This window comes from Paenibacillus sp. EKM301P, assembly GCF_011800295.1.
In the GTDB taxonomy this organism is placed as follows: Bacteria; Bacillota; Bacilli; order Paenibacillales; family Paenibacillaceae; genus Paenibacillus; species Paenibacillus polymyxa.
In genome coordinates this window covers 322908-344680 of record NZ_JAALFM010000002.1, presented here as the reverse complement: position 1 = coordinate 344680, position 21773 = coordinate 322908, and the positions used below count along the sequence as shown (strand labels likewise).

Annotated in this window: 23 protein-coding genes; 16 read left to right on the top strand and 7 right to left on the bottom strand. The window is 46.9% G+C overall.

What is annotated here, in order from left to right; genetic code table 11:
- Positions 1-14: 14 nt before the first annotated feature.
- The 6 genes from HFD99_RS07075 to HFD99_RS07050 all read left to right on the top strand — a co-directional run bounded on the left by HFD99_RS07075 (position 15) and on the right by HFD99_RS07050 (position 7294).
- Positions 15-1070, top strand: a complete 1056-nt coding sequence (locus HFD99_RS07075) for a dephospho-CoA kinase (protein WP_025364273.1) — start codon at positions 15-17, stop codon at positions 1068-1070.
- The gene (locus HFD99_RS07070) at positions 1057-1359 is read left to right on the top strand and encodes a lasso peptide biosynthesis PqqD family chaperone (RefSeq protein WP_017426480.1); all 303 of its coding nucleotides are present in this window, start codon (positions 1057-1059) and stop codon (positions 1357-1359) included. The genes HFD99_RS07075 and HFD99_RS07070 overlap by 14 nt, the downstream gene beginning before the upstream one ends.
- A gap of 1 nt (position 1360) precedes the next feature.
- Positions 1361-1846, top strand: a complete 486-nt coding sequence (locus HFD99_RS07065) for a lasso peptide biosynthesis B2 protein (protein WP_025364274.1) — start codon at positions 1361-1363, stop codon at positions 1844-1846.
- Between the two features lie 57 nt (positions 1847-1903).
- Positions 1904-3430 (top strand): nucleotidyltransferase family protein, encoded by a 1527-nt coding sequence (locus tag HFD99_RS07060; RefSeq protein ID WP_167440846.1) that lies wholly within the window; start codon positions 1904-1906, stop codon positions 3428-3430.
- 20 nt (positions 3431-3450) lie between these two features.
- Positions 3451-5310, top strand: coding sequence for an ABC transporter ATP-binding protein (locus HFD99_RS07055; RefSeq protein ID WP_167440858.1), 1860 nt, complete (start codon positions 3451-3453; stop codon positions 5308-5310).
- A 652-nt stretch (positions 5311-5962) separates the two neighbouring features.
- On the top strand, positions 5963-7294 hold the full coding sequence (locus tag HFD99_RS07050; protein ID WP_167440845.1) for an erythromycin esterase family protein: 1332 nt from the start codon (positions 5963-5965) through the stop codon (positions 7292-7294).
- Between the two features lie 215 nt (positions 7295-7509).
- Here the strand turns inward: HFD99_RS07050 and ku are convergent, their stop codons facing one another.
- On the bottom strand, positions 7510-8424 hold the full coding sequence (gene ku, locus HFD99_RS07045; protein ID WP_167440844.1) for a non-homologous end joining protein Ku: 915 nt from the start codon (positions 8422-8424) through the stop codon (positions 7510-7512).
- Between the two features lie 209 nt (positions 8425-8633).
- Between ku and HFD99_RS07040 the strand changes: the two genes are divergently transcribed.
- Both HFD99_RS07040 and HFD99_RS07035 read left to right on the top strand, forming a co-directional pair.
- Positions 8634-8873, top strand: coding sequence for a hypothetical protein (locus HFD99_RS07040; protein WP_013369863.1), 240 nt, complete (start codon positions 8634-8636; stop codon positions 8871-8873).
- Between the two features lie 48 nt (positions 8874-8921).
- Positions 8922-9101 carry an H-type small acid-soluble spore protein gene (locus HFD99_RS07035; protein WP_013369864.1) on the top strand — a complete coding sequence of 60 codons (180 nt, stop codon included), beginning with the start codon at positions 8922-8924 and terminating at the stop codon, positions 9099-9101.
- 132 nt (positions 9102-9233) lie between these two features.
- Here HFD99_RS07035 and HFD99_RS07030 read toward each other — a convergent pair whose 3' ends face one another.
- The 5 genes from HFD99_RS07030 to HFD99_RS07010 all read right to left on the bottom strand — a co-directional run bounded on the left by HFD99_RS07030 (position 9234) and on the right by HFD99_RS07010 (position 13765).
- The gene (locus tag HFD99_RS07030) at positions 9234-9890 is read right to left on the bottom strand and encodes a 3-oxoacid CoA-transferase subunit B (RefSeq protein WP_013369865.1); all 657 of its coding nucleotides are present in this window, start codon (positions 9888-9890) and stop codon (positions 9234-9236) included.
- Complete coding sequence (locus HFD99_RS07025; RefSeq protein ID WP_102998565.1) at positions 9883-10551, bottom strand: CoA transferase subunit A; 669 nt, start codon at positions 10549-10551, stop codon at positions 9883-9885. The genes HFD99_RS07030 and HFD99_RS07025 overlap by 8 nt, the downstream gene beginning before the upstream one ends.
- A 37-nt stretch (positions 10552-10588) precedes the next feature.
- Positions 10589-11329 carry an acetoacetate decarboxylase gene (locus HFD99_RS07020; RefSeq protein ID WP_167440843.1) on the bottom strand — a complete coding sequence of 247 codons (741 nt, stop codon included), beginning with the start codon at positions 11327-11329 and terminating at the stop codon, positions 10589-10591.
- Between the two features lie 53 nt (positions 11330-11382).
- Positions 11383-12567, bottom strand: coding sequence for an acetyl-CoA C-acetyltransferase (locus tag HFD99_RS07015; RefSeq protein WP_167440842.1), 1185 nt, complete (start codon positions 12565-12567; stop codon positions 11383-11385).
- Positions 12568-13234: 667 nt separating this feature from the next.
- Complete coding sequence (locus HFD99_RS07010; RefSeq protein WP_016821206.1) at positions 13235-13765, bottom strand: cysteine hydrolase family protein; 531 nt, start codon at positions 13763-13765, stop codon at positions 13235-13237.
- 135 nt (positions 13766-13900) lie between these two features.
- On the opposite strand from HFD99_RS07010, the gene tsaE reads away from it, so the two are divergent.
- The 4 genes from tsaE to tsaD are packed head-to-tail and all read left to right on the top strand — an operon-like array spanning position 13901 to position 16813.
- Positions 13901-14380 (top strand): tRNA (adenosine(37)-N6)-threonylcarbamoyltransferase complex ATPase subunit type 1 TsaE, encoded by a 480-nt coding sequence (gene tsaE / locus HFD99_RS07005; RefSeq protein ID WP_016821205.1) that lies wholly within the window; start codon positions 13901-13903, stop codon positions 14378-14380.
- 3 nt (positions 14381-14383) lie between these two features.
- Positions 14384-15220 carry a tRNA (adenosine(37)-N6)-threonylcarbamoyltransferase complex dimerization subunit type 1 TsaB gene (gene tsaB, locus HFD99_RS07000; RefSeq protein ID WP_167440841.1) on the top strand — a complete coding sequence of 279 codons (837 nt, stop codon included), beginning with the start codon at positions 14384-14386 and terminating at the stop codon, positions 15218-15220.
- A 16-nt stretch (positions 15221-15236) separates the two neighbouring features.
- Entirely contained in the window at positions 15237-15752 is a 516-nt protein-coding gene (rimI, locus tag HFD99_RS06995) for a ribosomal protein S18-alanine N-acetyltransferase (protein ID WP_102998560.1), read from the top strand.
- Positions 15749-16813, top strand: a complete 1065-nt coding sequence (gene tsaD, locus HFD99_RS06990; protein ID WP_123796895.1) for a tRNA (adenosine(37)-N6)-threonylcarbamoyltransferase complex transferase subunit TsaD — start codon at positions 15749-15751, stop codon at positions 16811-16813. The genes rimI and tsaD overlap by 4 nt, the downstream gene beginning before the upstream one ends.
- 544 nt (positions 16814-17357) lie before the next feature.
- Here tsaD and HFD99_RS06985 read toward each other — a convergent pair.
- Positions 17358-19322, bottom strand: a complete 1965-nt coding sequence (locus HFD99_RS06985; RefSeq protein ID WP_123796896.1) for an ABC-F family ATP-binding cassette domain-containing protein — start codon at positions 19320-19322, stop codon at positions 17358-17360.
- Positions 19323-19591: 269 nt separating this feature from the next.
- Between HFD99_RS06985 and HFD99_RS06980 the strand changes: the two genes are divergently transcribed.
- The 4 genes from HFD99_RS06980 (at position 19592) to HFD99_RS06965 (ending at position 21719) form a co-directional block, all read left to right on the top strand.
- The gene (locus tag HFD99_RS06980) at positions 19592-20245 is read left to right on the top strand and encodes a 5-formyltetrahydrofolate cyclo-ligase (RefSeq protein WP_025364284.1); all 654 of its coding nucleotides are present in this window, start codon (positions 19592-19594) and stop codon (positions 20243-20245) included.
- 38 nt (positions 20246-20283) lie between these two features.
- Positions 20284-20772: a cyclic pyranopterin monophosphate synthase MoaC gene (gene moaC / locus HFD99_RS06975; RefSeq protein ID WP_017426496.1), complete on the top strand. Its 489-nt coding sequence runs from the start codon at positions 20284-20286 to the stop codon at positions 20770-20772.
- 113 nt (positions 20773-20885) lie between these two features.
- Entirely contained in the window at positions 20886-21368 is a 483-nt protein-coding gene (locus HFD99_RS06970; RefSeq protein WP_013369877.1) for a MogA/MoaB family molybdenum cofactor biosynthesis protein, read from the top strand.
- Between the two features lie 102 nt (positions 21369-21470).
- Entirely contained in the window at positions 21471-21719 is a 249-nt protein-coding gene (locus tag HFD99_RS06965) for a twin-arginine translocase TatA/TatE family subunit (RefSeq protein WP_016821198.1), read from the top strand.
- Positions 21720-21773: the final 54 nt, after the last annotated feature.

The following is a 21773-nucleotide window of genomic DNA, read 5'->3' as shown; positions in this document are numbered from 1 at the left end:
TTTAAGAACAGGGAGTGAGTCCTATCGCGCATGACAGGAGTGCCCATAACAGTTGGGTGAAATATACAGCCTTTGGACTCAGGATTGCCAGTGAGCTGACTCTGCCTGAGCTGATCCCAGCAGAACCGGGATTGGTAGAGGATGTGGTCATCCGGCAGGTTGATTTGTCAGCATGGAGGGACCAACTGGAGCAGGCCAATTTTGTAATGCAGGGTGAACGCTTTATGTTCCTAATACCGGACACGGCCATTTATGCCATCAGGGGAGGCAAGGAAATCGAGGTAAGTATGTTGCCTGGGGCTGATCCTGACACCGTGCGGTTGTTTGTACTGGGCACATGCATGGGTGTTCTACTGTTGCAAAAACGGGTTTTACCTATTCACGGAAGTGCGGTCGTCATCGGAGGTCGGGTCTATGCATTTGTAGGTGAATCCGGCACGGGAAAATCGACGCTGGCTGCTGCCTTTAGACAGGCTGGCTATCAGATGATCAGTGATGATGTGATTGCTATAAACGTGACAGCTTCCGCAGCCATCGTATATCCGGCATATCCGCAGCAGAAGCTGGGACTGGAAAGCTTGCTTCAATTGGAGGCATTACGGGAGAACAAGCATGTACGGCAAAGAAAGCATGTTCTTTCCCTAACTGACGGTAATCCTGTAAGGGCACAATACCAAGATTTGCGTAGGATTGCAGGTGAGCTCAATAAATATGCCGTGCCTGCTGTGGACGAATTTTATAACGATCCGCTTCCCCTGAGCGGTGTATTCGAGCTTGTGAGCGATTCTCCCAACCGTGAGTCGATGCGTGAAGGGGAGCCAGTGGTGGTTACGGAACAGCCCTTGAACAAACTGGAGTGCTTGCATACATTACTACAGCATACATATCGTAGGGCGATCATTTCGCGAATGGGTTTGGGTGAATGGTATTTTGATACAGCGGCCCGGATGGCTCGGAAAGTGGAAGGCTGGCGGCTGCTGAGGGATAGCTCCTTTTTTACGGCGTCCGAGGTTGTACAACGCGTACTTGAACTCATTCATAAGGAGGAAAAGAGTTATGGCAGCCATTAATCCAGCTAAGGATCATTATCGCATCACGTATGGTGAAGAGGTCTATGTAAGTGATATGGACGGAGAAAAAGTGATGATGAGTATTCATACGGGAAAGTATTATAATTTGGGCTTCACAGGAGGACGGATTTGGGAATTGGCAGAATTCAGCCCTTCAATTGAAGATATTGTAACTGTCCTGACGAATGAATATGAAGTGGACGAGGAACAGTGCAGACAGCAGGTGCATACCTTTGTAGCTGAATTGGAGCGGGAAGGATTGCTGAGGCTCCTACGGGAGTTGGACTAACATGCGGATACAACGGCTTCTTCTCTTGTCTCCAGAGGTCAGGAGATTGTTGCCGGAAGCCTGGCTGGAGCTGGGATGCGCGAGATTTCGCCAGCGTCGTTCTTTTGGAGATTACTCAGGGGCTTGGGGGACATGTATGGAAGAAACTTCTTGGCAGTGCGAGGTCGGGCAGGAGAAGTCTATCCGTCACATTTCACAAGCTGTGGATGTAGCCAGCCGTTATACTCCTTGGCGCAGTAGCTGTCTTGTACAAGCCGCTGCCGCTATGACGTTGCTGGTACGCAGAAAACTGGACTGTACACTGTATCTGGGCACAGCCAAAAATGCTGCGGGACAATTGGCAGCACATGCATGGGTACGGAGTGGGCCGATCTATGTTACGGGAGAACGGGAGATGGGAGCGTTTACCGTGGTGGGAATATTCGGGAGACGTGCTGGGACAGCTACAAATACGAGGACAGCGGATAAAGGCAGTTCTCTGTTTTAGTTTTAGTGCGATATAAAAGGAACAAAGAACGTTCAAAGAATCGAAGGAGAAGAATCCATGACCACCAAGTCTATTTTGGAACTTGCGAATTGGAATGAGGATCAAGAATTAACGTTGTTACTCTCTCTACTTCGTAAAGACGTCAATCTATGGCAGAATACGATGACTGCTTTCCAGTTGCAGGAGATCGATTGGTCCCGCTTGCTGCGTCTGACAGAACACCATCGTGTGATACCTACGGTGTATCTCCAGCTGAAAACGTTGAATCACCCGTTCATTCCCGCAGAATTGCTGCGAAACCTTCAGGCGCAATATCATCGAAACACGCTGCGCATGCTCCATCTTCAAGCAGAAGCCGAGCGTCTGACCAGGCTGCTCACAGCTCATGGAATTCGTGTGCTGATGTTGAAGGGTCCTGCTCTGGCGCAGCAATTGTACGGGGATGTTTCCCTGCGTACCTCTAAAGACATTGATTTACTTATTGCCCCGGATGACATGGATGAAGCGGAGCACTGGATGAAGGAAGCTGGGTATGCGTCCAAAAGCGGAGAAGTGCGCGTCCTTGGCAGCTGGAAGTGGAAGGATCATCATGCCTCCTTCTTACATCCGCAAAAGAGGGTCGAAGTCGAGCTGCACTGGCGGCTTCACCCGGATGGGGGGCGGGAGCCCTCCTTTGATGAGCTTTGGGACTGCCGGCAAATGGGTAAAGCCCCAGCAGTTCGAGCCAGTCAGATGGCACCAGCGACTTCTGCCGACAGCAGGAATGTGACGACATCCTGCATGTATACGCTTGGCAGCGAGCATCAATTTCTGTACCTCAGCGCACACGGAGCGCGTCACGGCTGGTTCAGGCTGCGCTGGTTGGTTGACATCGACAGGCTTGCGGTACGTGCTGTCGATTGGAGGGCGCTACTGCCGCAAATGCGCCGTTACGGAGGCCTGCCCGCGGGCGGGCAGGCTTGGGCACTGGCCGCTGCGCTGTTCGGTACGCCGATCCCGGAGCCGATGCGTCCGATATCGGCTACCCGGCAGGCGCACAGGCTTGCGCTGAGCGCGCTGGCTTTTATGCAGGCCAGCGTCCCTGCGCCGTACCCGGTTGCCAATGGGGCGGGTACAGGCAGACTCGCTCGGTCAGAGCTATTGCCCAGCGTAGCTTTGACCGAGTCAATGAATACCGCCCCTTCGGATGGCGGTATTTCAGCTAACGGAACCTCGGGCGAAGCTGTTCTGTACGCCGTCAGTAGTGCTGCTGGCATATCGAAAGATGCCAGCAGCATCCTTGGTGACCCGGTGAATATAGTGAACACTGCTGTAAGTAGCCTTGCCAAGCCTGTAGGTGCTGCTACAGTCGCCTCCAGTCCAGCCATTGCTGGAGCTACAACAACAGCGTTTACTCCTCTGCCGGTTAGCCGCGCTTACTTGCTTTCCTTAAAGGAGCCAAGACACAGACTATGGTATCTCATCAGCCGTTTGTTTCCTTCTACGAGGGATTCAGTCATTTGCCCACTGCCTCGCCAGCTGCATTTTTTGTATATTCCTTTACGTCCATTTCTTTGGCTAAAACGTCGATTTTCAAAGCACTAACCCGATAAGGAGTGTACATGATGACTCACCTGCGATTATATATGACCAAGCTGTATAGCGTGAACGGCGGGGCGTTATTTCTTAATATTGGATGTATGATGATCGTCAGCCTACTGGAGGGTGTCGGCATTTATATGCTTGTTCCTATGCTGGCGGCCATCGGCGTATTTGGCGGTCATTCAGAGATGCCATTTCTGTCGGATGGATTTGATTATTTTTTGCCGTACATTCCTAAAAGCTGGCTGTTGCCGGGGATGCTAATGTTTTTCGTCATGCTGCTTACCGGGCAGGCTTGGCTTCAGCGTTACCAGTCCATTCTTAACTCACGGATTCAGCAGCGTTTTATGCGCTCCCTTCGAATAGACGTATACACTTCCTTTATGAAGGCGCAGTGGGCTTTTTATTTGCGTCAGCGTAAATCTGATTTTAGCCACGTGATGACGACCGAGCTGGCGCGTGTCAGTCAGGGAACGAATTTGCTTCTTCAACTGACCACGGCCGTCATGTTTACGCTAATCCAGATTGCGCTGGCTTTTTGGCTATCCCCTTCTTTAACCGGGCTGGTGTTTCTGAGTGGCTTGGCGCTGTTTGTCGTGTTCCGTCGCTCCATCCGAAATGCCAAACAATTAGGTGACCGTACCACTGAGCTGTCACAGATTTATTTTGCCGGAATTACGGATCATATGAACGGGATGAAAGATATTAAAAGCAATCTGCTGGAAGCAGCGAATATTCATTGGTTTCGCTCCCTGACGCAGCGCATGGAGGATAATACGACTCAGTTTGTTCGGCAAAATGCGACCACACAGTTTTTTCATCGCATAGCGGCAGCTGTTTTTGTCGTTAGTGTCCTATTTGTGTCGCTCCAGTGGCTGCATGTTACACCTGAAAAACTGATCGTGCTCATCCTTATATTTTCCCGCTTATGGCCCAGGTTTGCCCTTATTCAAGCGAGCCTGGAGTATATCATGTCTATGATCTCTGCTTTTGAGAGTGTAACTAAAGTGCAACGGGAATGCGAGGCTTTCTCAGATCCTTCTATAATTGGGTTTACATCCTCTGAGAATCATGTCCCATTCGATTCATCCGTATATCATTTGTCATCTACATCTGCACGGCAACCCCTATCCTTTCGTAATGGAATAGAATGCTGCCATTTGGATTATTGCTACGAGGGTGCGGCAGAGCCTGCCCTACGGCATATTAATTTGTTGATACCTGCCCGGGGAATGACTGCCATTGTAGGGAAATCAGGAGCAGGCAAAAGCACAATGGTCGATGTTCTAATGGGTTTTTTACGCCCAACGGGGGGACAGATTAAAATCGATGGTCATGTGCTGGATGACGAATTGCTGCCGCGGTGGCGGCAGTCGTTTGGTTACGTGTCACAGGACCCATTTCTGTTCCATGCGACCGTCCGCGAAAATTTGAAGCTGGCTGATAAGGATGCCAGTGAACAGCAGCTATGGGAGGCGCTACATTTTGCAGCCGCAGACAACTTTGTATCCAGACTGCCTGAAGGGCTGGACACGGTCATTGGTGATCGCGGGATCCGTCTTTCCGGGGGAGAGCGTCAACGGCTGGTATTAGCGCGGGCTATTTTGCATCATCCTCCTGTACTCATCCTGGATGAAGCGACAAGTGCACTGGATGGTGAGCACGAGGCTGCAATTCAGGCAGCATTGGAACGGATGAAAGGTCAAATGACGTTGATCGTGATCGCTCACCGTCTGTCAACGATCAGACATGCAGATCAAATTGTTGTTCTGGATCAAGGCGAGGTCATACAGCAGGGGAACTACCACCAACTGGTAGAAGAGGAGCGAGGGGCGTTCAGTCAGCTACTTTCGTATCAAAGCACTGTCAGCGCCGCCCCTTAGTCATAAGAGAGTCACCCTCCATAAATATACTAAAAATTTTGCAACAAAAAGGCGCTAATATTTTTTATTCTGATCCTTATGTTCCAGAATATAAAGTAATACAAAGCTTCAGTTTGAAGAGTACTGAAATTAACGAGGTCAAATCTTTATCCATTTTGGCATACCCATGTCTAATCCGTAAGCCTCACGGGGATCTTTTCACACAAGAAATGAAGACGACTTATAAAGACTTGATAAATGATTTTGAAATACGGAAATGACAAAAAGCTAAATAACAACCCCCCTTTTTAACAAATGGCGTGCATCGATATTAATATCGATGCACGCCTTTATTGATGGTACTGCTCCATACTAACCGCACAGCTGTCATCTTTGTCATCAACATGTCATCATTTTCTTTGTGACATGTTGGCGCTGATCATTACGTTAGCGAGCATTGCATGTCACATGAAATAGTGAAGATTTGTAACTAGCTTAAATGATAGCGAGTGAGTGACAATTGGATTACTGAAGACGACCCAATATGCTTGTATGCAGAAAGAGTCGTACTTCAAAAAAATCCATGAGGTGAATGCCGAATTTTAAATTGATGGTTAAAGGGGATTTTTAGAGAATTTAGAAAAATAATAAGTAAGTATTTCAGGAGGTTTTTATGAAAAAGAAAATGATTATTGCACTTGGTGCTTCTGCTATAATGCTGGCTAATTTTGTAGGAAGTACTTATGCAGATTCGAAAACAGTAGTTTCTGTTACAGCTCCCTACAATACAAATCAAATAGCAGAATGGTTAGAAGCGCATGCAAAGCCTTTAAAAACAACGAATCCAACTGCACCTCTTAATGATTTAAAACCACTTAAGAATATGGTAGGTTCAGCTTCAATTGTAGGTTTAGGTGAAGCTACACATGGGGCTCATGAAGTTTATACAATGAAACACCGCATTGTTAATTATTTAGTATCTGAAAAGGGCTTTACCAACTTAGTTTTAGAAGAGGGATGGGACAGAGCTTTGGAACTTGATCGATATGTTCTTACTGGTAAGGGAAACCCAAACCAACATCTATCACCTGCATTTAAGACGAAAGAAATGTTACATCTACTTAGTTGGATTCGGCAATATAATGCTAATCCAAAACATAAATCTAAAGTGCGTGTCATTGGGATGGATATTCAATCAGTAAACGAGAATGTTTATAATAATATAGTAGAATATATAAAAAGAAACAATTCAGATCTTGTGCCTAGAGTCGAAAAGAAGATAAGAGGGCTTATTCCTGTAACAAAGGATATGGATACCTTTGGCAGCCTTACGCAAAAGGAAAAAGAAAAGTATATTTCAGATGCTAAACAAATCAGTGCTTTATTAGAACAAAATAAAAGCTATCTAAATGGAAAATCCAGAGAGTTCGCATGGATAAAACAAAATGCCCGTATTATTGAACAATTTACTACAATGTTAGCGTCACCACCTGATAAACCATCCGACCTTTTTTTGAAACATGATATTGCAATGTATGAAAATGCGAAGTGGACTGAAGAACATTTAGGAAAAACCATTGTTTGGGGACATAACGGACACGTTTCGAAAACAAATATGATTCCTTTTATATACCCTAAAGTAGCTGGGCAGCATTTAGCGGAATATTATGGAAAATGGTATGTATCTATTGGAACATCAGTTTACGAAGGGCAATATAATGTCTACAATAATGACGGTGAATTTGGCCCATATGGAACATTAAAATCAGATGATCCTAACAGCTATAACTACATCTTTGGACATGTCAAAAAAGATCAATTTATTATAGATTTACGTAAGACGAACGGAGTGACAAAAACTTGGTTAAACCAACAACATCCAATTTTCGCTGGAATAACTACGGAAGGCCCTAATATACCAAAAACTGTTGATATATCATTAGGTAAATCGTTTGATATACTTGTTCAAATTCAAAAAGTGAGTCCATCTCAACTACATCAATAAATTTGTAATAATGTGGCTCAACGAAGTGTAGTATTGATGGTAGTGTTAAGTGTCAATAGAGTTGATTAAAAATGTCAGTCATGTTATTCCATTAAAGGGTCATTAGATGGAATAAGTGTTTTCAAATTAAAGGGGATGTGGGGTAGAAACACATCCCATCCCCCTAAATGAAAATTTTCTGTCTCTACATTTAGTTATTTCCTTTCCTGTAAAGCTCACGTTTCTTTACGTTTAGCAGGGCTCCTTTTCTTTTTGACTGGAGTCGGAGTGAGGGCGTCGCCTGCCACAGCCTGCTGTGCTGTCACGGCTGCTGGTTTACGCGAAGGACGTTTTTTCGCAGCAGGACCAGGATCGGTAACGACAGGCTTCACTGCCTCAATACTGGCTTGGAGGGCAGCCATTAAATCAACCACATTAGTCTGAGGCTGTGTTGGGGCAATTCGCACCTCTTCGCCAGCTACTTTATGCTGGATAAGATCCAGCAGACGCTCGCGGTACTGATCCGTATACTTTGCTGCATCAAAAGGGGTAGATAGCTGCTCAATCAGCATTTTTGCCATGGTCAGCTCTTTCTCTTTAACCTCCTCCTGTCCAGGTAAGTTGGGAACTTGAGCAATGGGACGGATTTCGTCTGGATAAAACATGGTCTCCACCGCCAAGCATTCATCCAGCACGCGAATGGCTGCCAGACTACTTTTTGAGCGGATGGAGATTTGGGCAATTCCGATTTTCCCGGTATCCTTCATTGCATTCATGAGTAGCTTATACGCATTCGAGCCAGCCTGATCCGGGGACAAATAATACGTTTTTTGAAAGTAGATCGGATCAATTTCCTGTAAATCCACAAAGTCCAAAATTACGATATTTTTATCGGCTTGTCCGCTAACTTGCTCCAGTTCTTCCTTGTCGAACATGACAAATTTGCCTTTTTCATATTCGTACCCTTTTCCAATTTCCTCCCATTCAACCTCCTTATCACAAACAGGGCATTTCCGTACGTAGCTTAATGGGCTCCCACACTCCTTGTGAATATAACGCATGGAAATGTCCTTGTCCTCAGTTGCTGAGAACATTTTAACTGGCACATGAACCAGCCCGAAGCTGATCGCGCCTTTCCAGACCGTATGCATACCGCCAGTCCTCCTTTTTTTAATCCGCATATTTCATATTTCGATTCCGGGCACCCGGGCTGTGAGCATTTCATTTTTCACTTAGTATGCTTCGTACAAAAGATTGTATGAGATGCAAATGAAGGCTGCGAATTGCTTTCACTTGCGCATGGTTTCGGTTTTTTTGGTGAATGTTAAGCCATATCCGATTCAAAGGAGGTATACAACTGATGCCTAGAAAACCCTATCCTCAGCAGATCAGTCATCGTGTGGGACAAAGTCACATTGCCTTTCGAGGGCCTGCTGGAGGCGAACAGGATGCATTGCCGCCCGAGTTTGCTCTTTCACATGGAACGCCGCCGCCTTTTCCCGTAGCTGTTGCTCATGTGGATATGGAGGCTGTAGTTTCAACATCGCCTTCTCATAGCTTTCCTTCATTGGATGTGGAACGGATTATAGACGAAGACTAGGTGACCTATATTTTGAATTTTGCACAAAAAAAAGAGGAGGAGAACAGCATGAACGTGGAACGAGCAAAAGCCATTTATGATTCATCCGAAACGATTGCCGTCCAATTGGATGGCAAACCGATTTGGATTGAGCATGTAGATGAAGCGAATGGTATGGCAACGGTACAGATCGGCAGCAGACCTGGTGATACACAAACCGTTCGTGTAGATCGACTGGAAGAACAATAGAAGAGAGGCTCCAACCTAAAAAGGCTCGCAATTGCTCAATGAGCAATTAGCGAACCTTATTTTATATAATGAATGCGATTGTGAAGACAAGTTAAACGCCAGACAAGTTAATTTGAAGGTGGAACTGATTTTTTACACTGCAATGGTCTTCAAATGTGGAGAAACCATCAACTCAGCCTCTGTCGCCATTTGAACATCTTCCACCGACAAACCTGGAGCAATTTCCTTGAGCATCAGCCCTTTACCCGGAATAACATCAATGACACCTTTTTCGGTTACAATGGTCTTTACCACATTTACAGCGGTTAGGGGCAGCTTGCATTGTTTCAGTATTTTCGGCGCCCCATTTTTGTTCACATGCTCCATGGCTACAATCACTCTCTTGGCTCCAACCACCAAATCCATGGCCCCACCCATGCCCGGCACCTTTTTCCCGGGGATCATCCAGTTTGCAAGGTTGCCTTTTTCATCGACCTCCAGGGCACCCAAAACGGTGACGTCCACATGCCCTCCACGTATGATGGAAAATGAAAGCGCACTGTCAATAAAGCAGGCTCCTTTCACGGTTGTAACGTAGTTTCCGCCTGAATCGATACAATCGAGTCTTTCTTTTCCCGGAGCTGCTTTGGGGCCAACGCCGACGATTCCGTTCTCCGCCTGCAGCATAATATTAACGTTTTCGGGGATGTAGTCCACCGCCATGGTAGGCAATCCAATACCAAGATTAACCACTTCACCATCTTTGAATTCTTGGGCTATTCTTCTAATAATCAATTCTCTATTATTCATTGTCTCCACCCACCTTTACAATCGCGTCGACAAATATTCCGGGAACGTTGATATGATTGGGGTCGATTTCCCCCGCTTTCACGTATTCGTCTGTCTGAGCAACTACATACTCGGCTGCGGTAGCCATCACCAAATTGAAGTTGCGTGAAGAGCCGTTGATGACAAGGTTCCCTGCTTCATCAGCTTTATGGGCTCTGATAAGCGCCACATCGGCTTTGAGCGGTAGTTCGAGCAGATATTCTCTTTCGTCAATTTTGATTTTCTTTTTTCCTTCCTCTACAATGGTGCCTACACCTACGGGGGTTAAAATACCACCCAAACCAGCTCCGCCTGCGCGTATTTTTTCAGCGAGCGTCCCTTGCGGGAAGAGTTGAACATCCGCTTCTTTCGTCATCAGGAGTCTTCCCGTTTCCGGATTGGAGCCGATATAGGATGCAAAAATCCGTTTGACTCTGCCACTTTTCACAAGTCTATAAATAGATAATTCCGGTGTGCCTGTGTCATTGGAAATGATCGTAAGATTATCAGCGGAATTTGAGTCGACAAGCGCACGCACCAGCTCCTCCGGAATGCCTCCTTGCATAAAACCTCCAACCATCACCGTGTCTCCGTCTTTAATTTTCTTAACTGCTTCTTCAGCGGAGTTTACTTTTTTATTCATGGTTCCGTCTCCTTATCTATTTTTAGGAAAGCAAACTTTATTGGAGATAATCGTATAGGACTCTTCCATATGGAAGCGTTAAATCGGCAATAAAATGTTTTCCGCCAACATAAGTTTTAACCGGCAAATCTGCCACAGGAGCATTGACATGGGGGATCAAGCTTAATCTGGCAGGCCCTGACCAGGCTCCTTTTACAGTAATATCTTCGAGATTATACGCCACTAACTGAGCAATTTTAGGGGTGCCGTCCACATCAGGAATTAATTTTAAATTAACTTGCGTTTTTGCGATGGCTTTAGCCGTTTCGTTTTCATCAAGCACGTTATATTTGAAAGGGGTGGTTCCCATAGCTACCAGGACGTTATTGTAATGCAATGTACCCGTCAGCGTCTCTGTATCCTCAACGACCAGGCGAGGCTTCGCCCATTTTTTCGGAAATCCCCAGATTTCACGTCCCCCCAGAATAGCAGGTGCATTATCCAAATACATTTGGGCAACAAAATTACACGGTTCTCCCTGAAAAGTACACGGAATGACAATACCGCTTTCCTCATAGCTTCCCAAACCGGATGAATCGGGCATTTTGATCCATTCATAGGAGACCGTATTACTTCCATCTGGCTGAAGTGGTTCCGGGACCGCCTGTCTTATCGCAGCGGGATCGGATTCATAGGTAATAATGAAGAATTCCCGGTTGATGAAGCGGCATGGCGGGCGTCCATAACTGCCGCTGGCCGCAGGCATGGATTGAAGTGAAAGTACATCTTTTTGATTCATAGCGATCTCCCTTCCTTTTTAAGAGGTATTTCAACAATCATTGAACACGAACTTTAAATGAGTGCATTTTCAACCAGCATTGCTATTCCCATTCCCGTTCCGATGCATAATGAGACTACGCCGTAACGTGAAGATCTGCGCACCATTTCATGAACTAACGTAACCAATACCCTAGCACCGCTTGCACCAACAGGATGACCGATTGCGATCGCGCCGCCATTGACATTGACCTTTTCCGGACTGACTCCCAGCTCTTTTTGCACCGCTAGTGCTTGTGCAGCGAACGCTTCATTAATTTCAAAGAGATCAATGTCATCAATCGACATTCCCTGTTTCTTCAGCAGTGACGAAATGGCTTTTACCGGTCCCATTCCCATATATGCAGGGTCAACACCAACAAGCGAATAACCCTTGATATATGCCAACGGCTTTAACGCATGTTCCTTACATTTGTCTTCCGACACGACTAGCATAGCCGCCGCACCATCATTGATGCCCGAAGCGTTTCCCGCAGTAACCGTTCCGTTCTCTTTAAACGCAGGTTTTAACTGAGAAAGTTTTTCTTTCGTCGTATTTCCTCTTATGTGTTCGTCCTCTGTGAAATAAGTAGTTTCTTTTTTGTTTTTGATCATGACCGGAACAATTTGCTCTTCAAAAACCTTGTTGTTTTTTGCTTCGACAGCCTTTATCTGGCTTTCATAAGCAAATGCATCTTGCTCAAGTCTTGAAATTCCATATTTTTCGGCAACATTTTCGGCGGTAATTCCCATATGGTAATGGTTGATCGGGCATGTTAGGCCATCGGCCACCAAGGAGTCTACCAATTCACCGTTACCGAGCTTGTAGCCGTTTCTAGCATTTTTTAGCAGATAAGGGGCGTTCGACATGCTCTCCATGCCACCGGCCAAGACGATGTTTCCTTGTTCTGCCAATATGGAATCGTAAGCTAACGCGACGGCATGGAGTCCTGAACCGCAAACCGTGTTTATCGTTGATTCGGGTACATCAATGGGGATACCGGCTTTTAGTGCCGCCTGTCTGGCAGGATTTTGACCATTGCCCGCTTGAAGAACATTTCCCATAAAAATTTGATCAATCAAAGAAGGCTCTAATTTACTTTGCTGAAGGCATGCTGTCATCACGGTTGCTCCCAGTTCAGGAGCGCTCAGGGGGGCAAGAGCTTTATTAAATGAACCGACCGCTGTTCTCAACGGGCTTACTATAGCTACTTTTTTCATAAAAACTCACATTCCTTTCGCTGTGTTCAAGGACACAATACATCCATGACTGCACTTCCATTCGTAATTCCGGTCCTAACCTACGAAACGTAAAAACTGCAAGATACATTTACATGCGGGCATATCATGGTGCCTAAGACAGTGAGTATGACGGTCCGATCGCCTTCTTTCCTTTCTGGAAATTAAAACCAGAATTATCATAGTTCTAATACAGATTTTGCTCAATGTTCAAATCTTTACATAGATCCAAATACAGATGTTTATAGAGCCATATCGTCCACAATAAGTAGGTCATTCTAATGTTTTCTGTTAATTTCTTGATTTTTCTGAAAATTGTGATCAAAAATTGAATTTTATGTTAAATAAGAAAGTGCAAATCAATCTGTGAAAAAAATTTCTTGGTAAATTTCATTTAGCTCATCGCAGGGGGGAAACTCCCTCTATATGTAAATTTGCAACCGACTTATAGCATCTAAAAAAGCAAAGTAGGTTGCCAATCCAAATGAATACACTTGGAATTCGGATAAATATCAATTCGTATATGTCTGGGCCACCTATAGCAATGACGTTATGACGTCAGTGTTTTTTTATTTGCTCGTGTGAACAAAAAAGAAGCCGACTGCTTGAAAGCAATTGGCTTGGAACGTAAAAATTTTACTTCAACAGCTCACGAAAAATGTACGTCTGCCGTCGTGAGCAAACGCGCAAAACGATTACCTAGCACTGCATTGTGATGAGCTACGATTTGTTCGCCGCTTAGTACCTTGCTATCAAATGTACTATGCGCATCCGATACGAGCACGTTGTTCTGGTATCCCAGACTATAGGCACTTCGGCAAGTCGTGTCGAGACAAAATTCAGTCTGCATTCCGGCAATAATCAGCTGGCTTGCCCCCAATCCCTGAAGCACATCACGCAATTCAGTTTGGTAGAAGCTGTCCCAGGATGATTTTCGGACAATTCGTTCCTGAGGAAGAGGACGCACCACGTCTGCGATGGCCCAGCCTAGACTGTTTTCCCGGAAATCCTCATCCGCTTCATCGGTATGCTGCACGAAAATGACCGGTGTACCAGAAGCTCTGGCTTCGGTTAAAAGCTGCTGCAAATGCGCTACAACTTCCTGTTCACGATACAGCTTCTCATCATACATGAACATAGCCTGCTGAACATCAATCAAGAGTAAAACGGTTTGTCCCATCAGTTCGATTCCCTCCCTATGTGTAACACTTAACTTACAATAGCATGTCTTCATGCCTTGCGGCGACATAAGGTGAACTATATAATAAAGAACAAGTTGGAACGGTCCGATTCGGACGAAAGGTGATTAAAAGAGATGACAATTTCGCAGGAACAGTTTGTATTCCGTTCTGTCTCAGAGGCACAGACCGGGACATTAGCAGGCTTTTTGGCAGCCCAAGCGGTTCCCGGAACCGTGATTGTGCTGGATGGAGATCTGGGAGCGGGCAAGACTGCTTTTTCCAAGGCTTTTGCCAGCCATTTAGGGGTGCCGGGTATCGTAAATAGTCCAACCTTCACCCTCATTAAGGAGTACGAGGGCCGATTGCCTTTGTATCATATGGATGTATACCGTATCTCTCAGGACGAGGCGGAGGATCTGGGGCTGGACGAATACTTTTACGGGACAGGAGTATGTCTGGTGGAATGGGGTAGTATTATACCGGATATGTTGCCGAATCAGCGGCTTCACATGTATATAGAAACAACGGATGTAGGGGAGCGCTTGATTCACCTGACCGGGTACGGCGAGCCTTATGAACAATGGTGCCGCAGCTTGCGGGAGAATGGAGTTTGAACCATGCAAAGAGAGCATACAGATGTAAATGAAAAGCCGCGTGAGCGGTTTTTGACGTTAGATACAGCGACGACTGTAATGGCGGCCGCCCTGATGAACGGAAAAGAGCTGCTGGGAGAAAGTAATGTTTATGGCGAACGCAATCACTCGGTGCATGTCATTACTGAGCTGGAACGGCTTTTGAGCGAAGCAGGACTGACACGCGATGATGTGGACGGTCTTGCAGTAGGTGTTGGACCGGGATCTTACACTGGCATCCGAATCGCGGTGACCGCAGCCAAGACACTAGCTTGGGCCTGGGGGGTTCCGGTGACATCCATTTCCACTTTGCAGGCTTTGGCTTGGGGTGGATGGAATCATGGTATCGAAATGAAGGGGCAAGAAGGTAAACATGAGTCTGCGAATAACGACTCGTCTGGGGCGCAGGCAGCAGATTGGATTGTGCCTGTGCTGGATGCCCGCCGTGGTCAGGTGTACACGGGGCTGTTCACTGCGAATTCAGTTAACGACAGCGGTAGCCCGCAGCGGTTAGAGGCGGATGCTATCCGGTTGATGACTGCGTGGACCGATGATTTGCTGCAACGTTTGGAGGTTTTGCCTGCCGAGGAGCGTCCTGCGGTTATTTGGCTCGTTGGTGAAACGGCGGTTCACGCCGAAACAGCGGAGCGCTTGCGTGCATGGAGCGAGCTTCGTGTCGTGCCTTATGAGCTGGAAGGAAAATGGGTTGGCCGCCTTGGGGCGGATAAGCTGCTTCGTCAGGAATATGACGAGCTACATACGCTGGTTCCGAATTATACCCAGCTGGCGGAGGCGGAAGCCAATCTGCTTCGTCAGCGCTGAAGAGGCGGTGAGCAACATGGCAAAGAACATACAGCGGGAAGAGAAACTTGAGTTTCGCTTAATGCAACTGGATGACATCCCCGATGTGCTGGAGATTGAGCATGAAGCGTTCACGCTGCCGTGGACGGAGGAAGCCTTCCGCAATGAACTGACGATGAATCATTTTGCTAAATATATGATTATGGAGCTTAATGGACGAGCCATTGGTTACGCAGGCATGTGGACGATTATGGATGAGGCTCATATTACGAATATTGCGGTTCGTGAGGCTTATCGTGGACGCAAGCTTGGAGACAAGCTGTTGGATGAGCTGATGCAGACCGCATCTTATTTAGGGATGGAGCGTATGACCCTAGAGGTACGGGTAACGAACCGGATCGCTCAGGGCTTGTATGAGAAAAAGGGCTTTAAGCCCGCAGGTGTGCGCAAGGGCTATTATTCGGATAATAACGAGGATGCCGTGATTATGTGGGCGGATATTCCCGCACACGGGGCATCCGGTGAACAGGAAGGAAGCGTGCAGGAGCAATGACGCAAGCGGAAAAAGCAGGTACAGGCTCTGTCTCTAGCGAGCCTTGCTATATACTGGCAGTGGAAACGAGTTGTGATGAAACAGCTGTTTCCGTCGTGAAAAATGGCACAGAGGTGCTTTCGAATCTGATCTCCAGTCAGATTGAAACACACAAAGCCTTTGGCGGTGTTGTGCCAGAGGTAGCGTCGCGCAAACATGTAGAAAGCATTACCTATATGCTGGACGAGGCTATGCAAACATCGGGAATCAGCCCCCGTGAGATTTCAGCGGTTGCCGTGACGCAAGGACCAGGACTGGTTGGCGCATTGCTCGTTGGTATAGTCGCCGCCAAGAGCGCTGCTATGGCGTTCGGCAAACCGTTAATCGGAACGCATCACATTGCGGGACATATTTATGCAAATCAGTTGGAGCATGATATTGTATATCCATGCATTGCTCTCGTGGTGTCAGGAGGGCATACCGAGCTGGTGCTGATGGAATGCGAAGGCCATTTTCAACTTATTGGTCGTACAAGGGATGATGCGGTTGGAGAAGCCTACGACAAAGTAGCGCGAGCCATCGGATTTCCATATCCGGGCGGTCCGCATGTGGATCGTGTAGCCCATGAATCGGAGGAAGTGGTTACTTTGCCGCGTGCATGGCTGGAGCCGGATTCTTATGATTTTAGCTTTAGCGGCTTGAAATCGGCGGTGCTAAATGTAATTAACCAGACGAAAATGCGCGGAGAAACCGTTCATGCGGGAGCGATTGCAAGAGGCTTTCAAGAGTCGGTCGTAGAGGTGCTGGTGGAAAAAGCGATTCGTGCTATGCGTGAATACGGTGCGAAGCAGCTGCTGCTTTGCGGCGGTGTTGCTGCTAATCGTGGACTACGTACAGCATTGCGGGAACGCTGTGAGCGTGAAGGCATCGAACTGCTTGTACCCTCCATGAAATACTGTACAGATAACGCAGCGATGATCGGTGCCGCGGCATACGCCAAGTGGAAGCGCGGAGAATTCACCTCATTGGACATGAAAGCTGATCCAGGGCTGTCTCTGGAAGAGTGGTCTGTTCAAACTTAATTGAGCGAATAGGAAGGACACGACACATTCAGGGTCGTGTCTTTTTTTATTCCGCGCTATACATATATATAAATAGAATTTCAAGAGGATAAAATACAGGAGTTTGAGCGAATGATTGCCAGCATCTTATTTCCTCGCATGATTCGTCACAATTGTTCACGAATTTTCATGTTCCACCAAAAAAACATGAAAATTTTATACTGCCCGAATAATGATGGGATTTGTCAAGTTGTGAACAAAGTTATCCACATATACCGTTCAAAATGTGGATAAACAGGCTCGAAGCAAGCAGGCTAAGACTTTTAGGTGATAGTAGGATGGGGGATATTTCATAGCTATATTGATTGTGAAATCTGTGGATAATGTGGATAAAAGAGTGGATAAATTTGGTTTTCATTTGAAGGTGGCGTTTTATCAATAAAAAAATGGCCTAAAAGGCCATTTTTCAATATCGTCCATACATAAAAGTTGTGGATATTCTTGTGTACAAAAAATAGAAGAGGGAAATGTGAAATTTTTATGGCTAAGATTTTATGCAGCAGCTTTATGCCTCAAGCAGTTCCTCCCAGGATGCATAGGTTTCAGTCAATTCCTGTTTATGGGTGTCGAGTTGTGCCTGAATATCCTGAAGTGCCGTGTAATCCTGATAAATTTCAGGCATGGTCATTTGTTCCTCCAAGCCTACAATTTGTTCTTCCAGCGTTTTAATCTTGTTTTCCAATGCCTCCAGCTTGCGTTGACGACTACGTTCCTCGCTTTTGGCTTGTTTGTCTGCCGCGTAGGTGGCCGCGCGTGATTTTGGAGTGGCCTCGTCTGCTACGGACGCAGAGGCAGATGGGGCCTTGCCACGATTGCTCTGATTTGCCTCGAGCGCTTCCTGTGCGATTTCCTCCAACTCTTGTTTCTTGGCTACATAGTCATCATAATTCCCCAGGAAATGTTCTATTCCTTCAGGATGAAGCTCAATGACACGTTCAGCCATTTTGTTAAGGAAATAACGGTCATGGGAGATGAACAAGAGCGTACCGTCATAGTCCATCAAAGCCGCTTCCAGCACTTCCTTGCTAAATAGATCCAGATGGTTGGTAGGCTCATCGAGAATTAATACGTTGGCTTCGCGCAGCATTAGCTTGGCCAGGGATACGCGGGCTTTTTCTCCTCCGCTTAATGAAGCTACCTTTTTCAGTACATCGTCACCGCTAAATAGGAAATTACCCAGCACTGTCCGAATCCGTGCTTCTTCCATATGAGGGTATTCGCTCCACAACTCCTCCAGTACGGTATTGGCGGGGTTCAGGTTTGTCTGCTCCTGGTCATACAGACCGATTTTGATTTTCGTACCCCAGTGGATGGACCCAGCAGCAGGTTTAAGTGAGCCAGTCAGACATTTGAGCAAAGTCGATTTTCCGATCCCGTTCGGACCAATCAGTGCCACCGTATCTCCACGTTTTAAGTCAAAGGATGCATGCTGAAATAAAGGCTTTTTCCCCTCATACGCTACGGAAAGGTCACGCACCTCTAATACTTCCTTACCCGACATATAGGCAGTTTCAAAAGAAAAGTGGGCTTTTTTTAAATCGCCCATAGGTCGATCCATGCGCTCCATTTTGTCCAGCTGCTTGCGGCGGCTCTGGGCACGTTTGGTTGTAGAGGCTCGCACGATATTGCGTTGTATAAATGCCTCCATCCGTGCGATTTCCTCTTGTTGCTTTTCGTAATGCTTGATGTTTGTTTCATACTCGGCAGCCTTTAGTTCCATATAGCGGCTGTAGTTGCCTGTATAGCGGGTGGAGCGATGGCGCTCAATTTCAATAATCGTCGTCACTAGTCGATCCAGAAAATATCGGTCATGTGATACGACCAGCAGCGAGCCGGAGTAGCCGCGCAAATAGTCTTCCAGCCACGTCAGTGTTTGAATATCCAGATAGTTGGTAGGCTCATCGAGCATAAGGACATCTGGAGCGAGCAGTAGGATGCGCGCTAGCGCAAGTCTGGTTTTTTGACCTCCGCTTAGGGTGGCTACAGGCGTTTCGGGTGCAAATGAACCAAAGCCCATGCCGTGCAGCACGCTGCGAATACGGGTCTCCATTTCATAACCACCGTGATCCTTGAACCAATCTGAGCGTCGTGCATAGCGTTCGAGCAGATCGGCATAACGCTTTTCGTTCTGCGCATTGGCCGGATCGGCGATTTCCTGCTCCATTTGCCGGAGTTCTCGTTCTGCTTCAATCAGCGGTGTGAACACCAGCATCATTTCATCCCAGATCGAACGGTCAGAATTTAAGCCACTGTTTTGCGCCAAATAACCGATGCTGGTTTCCTTCGCTTTAAAGATTTGTCCACTGTCATAGGATATTTCACCAGCAATGATTTTGAGCAGGGTCGATTTGCCTGCACCGTTCACACCTACCAGCCCAATACGTTCACGTTCCAATATTTGAAGGTTAATCCCGTCCAGAACGGGCTCAATTCCATAGGATTTAGTAATTCCGGTTACTTGCAATAGCATAGCGTATCGTTCCTCCATTACATTTTGCACAGTTCTTCCTGCCTTTTTCGCAGGTACCTTCCTTCCAGTTTACATGAAATTACCCACTATTGCACTGCTTTCACCCCCGAAACCCTTGAGCCTCGTATAGTCAATTTGTATAAACAATGATAAACTTAAACGAGAAGTGAAAAAGAATGAAAAAAACTTGCAACGTACAGCACTTACTGACAAATGGGACAATTGTAACGTTTTGATGATTATCGACGATTGTGCGGGAGGGCGGATGTGTGGATGTCTGTAATGTGAAGAACGCGCTGCGTGTACAGCAACGGCAAGCGCGTGACTCCATGGACCCGCTGACAAGGCAGAAGGCATCGGCTGTGGCCTGTCGGCATGCAATCGAGGCATGGGAGCAGCTTAGAATAGACAGAAACGGGGATAAGCTAACATTATTTAGTTATCTCTCTTTTGGCAGCGAGATTTCTACGACTCCCCTCATTGAGCATTGCTGGTCACAGGGAGATCGTGTCTTGGCCCCGAGAGTGGATTCGGTAACCCGAACCATGGAGCTGAGGGAGATGGATCAGTATGAAAATATGGTGCCCGGCGTATGGAACATCCCTGAGCCTGCATTGACATGTAAGGAATGGTTGCCTGAAATGTGGACGGGAATCGACTGGGTTGTTGTGCCCGGCTTGGCCTTTGATCGTCGTGGAGGCAGAATCGGCTATGGCGGAGGCTACTATGATCGCTTTACCGCACAGGTAGAGGCAGAGAAGCGTAATAACGGCTCTGTAGGTCCGCTTTATGTCTCGCTGCTGCTGCCGGGACAATTGTTGGCACAAGTACCCATGGAGCCAGGAGATTTGCGAGTGGACGTGCTGTTTACACCTGAAGGACGCTTAGATTGTAACCATGCAAAATCGACAAATGATGAATGAAGTAAAGTTGGGTATGTGAAAGGAGCTGTGAGGGAGTCGTGGATTCCTTTACTCATTTTAACGAACAGGGACGAGCTCGTATGGTAGATATTTCGGGCAAAACGTCTACGGTTCGTACAGCAGTCGCCGTGACTCAGATTACGATGAACCCGGCTACATTGACGGCTGTAAAAGAAGGCAGAATCGGCAAAGGTGATGTTCTTGCTGTGGCCCAGGTCGCGGGGATTCAAGGCGCGAAAAAAACGTCAGACTGGATACCGATGTGTCATCCGCTGGCTCTGACAGGCGTGAACATTACTTTTTCCGATAATGGACATGATGTACTTCATATTGAAGTTGAAGTGAAGACCGAGGGTAAGACGGGTGTAGAAATGGAAGCTTTGACAGCGGCTTCAGCCGCAGCGTTAACCGTGTATGATATGTGCAAGGCGCTGCAAAAAGATATGATCATCGGCCCTACCATGCTGCAATCCAAAACGGGTGGCAAGCATGGGGATTTTCAAAGGGAGGACCACCGGAAACCTTGACATAGACAACATTGTCGCCGAGAGGGTACTGTGATGTGATGGAGGATGCAGCGTGGCTGTTTCTGATTTTCAGAAGAGAAAGTATTCTTTCATGATAGGAGAAGGGTGATCTTATGGTGTGGAAAACGGCGATCCTAACAGCCAGTGATAAAGGGGCAAGGGGAGAGCGTGAGGATACAAGCGCACAGGTCATCCGGGAACTCGTCGAAGAAGAACTGGGCGGAGAGATTGTGGAATACCGGATCGTTCCCGATGAACCGGATGAGATTATTGCGGCTTTAATCGAAATGACCGATTATTTTCATGCAGACTTGGTGCTAACTACGGGCGGAACCGAACTGGCGATCCGTGATGTGACACCTGAGGCGACCAGACGGGTCGTGGAGCGGGAAGTGCCAGGTATGGCGGAAGCCATGAGAATGATCGTGATGCAGAAAAATCCGGCGGCCATGCTTTTTCGTGGAATCGTGGGGATACGCGGACGTACATTGATTGTTAATTTGCCAGGAACGCCCAAAGGCGTGCATGAAAACTTGGCAGCAATTATGGATCAGCTCCCGGAAGCGCTGCTCATGGTGACAGGCCAGTTCCGGTAGAAGGTAGCCCGTGTGTGTGGTATGATACCTATAAGAATTTATATGGCCGTATATGGACAGAGGTTCTCATTTTGTCCGTCAACATAAGGAGGATTACTACACATGCCCAATATTGGAGCACCGGGTTATATTTTGTTAATTATTCTGGCGCTGCTGCTATTTGGTCCGAACAAGCTGCCTGAGCTGGGCCGAGCTGTGGGGCGTACATTCCGTGAATTTAAAAACGGGGCACGCGATATTTTATCTGAAGATGAACGGACTGGGCGTAAAGAAAGCAAAGATAGTGTGGTCCAAGCATCACAGACGACGTCAGAAGTTCAACCTCAGCCTGAGGATAAACGCTTGTCATAGATTTAGTTATTCATTTTTGCTGCTTGTATAACAAACATGAGCCTCTTCTTCAGT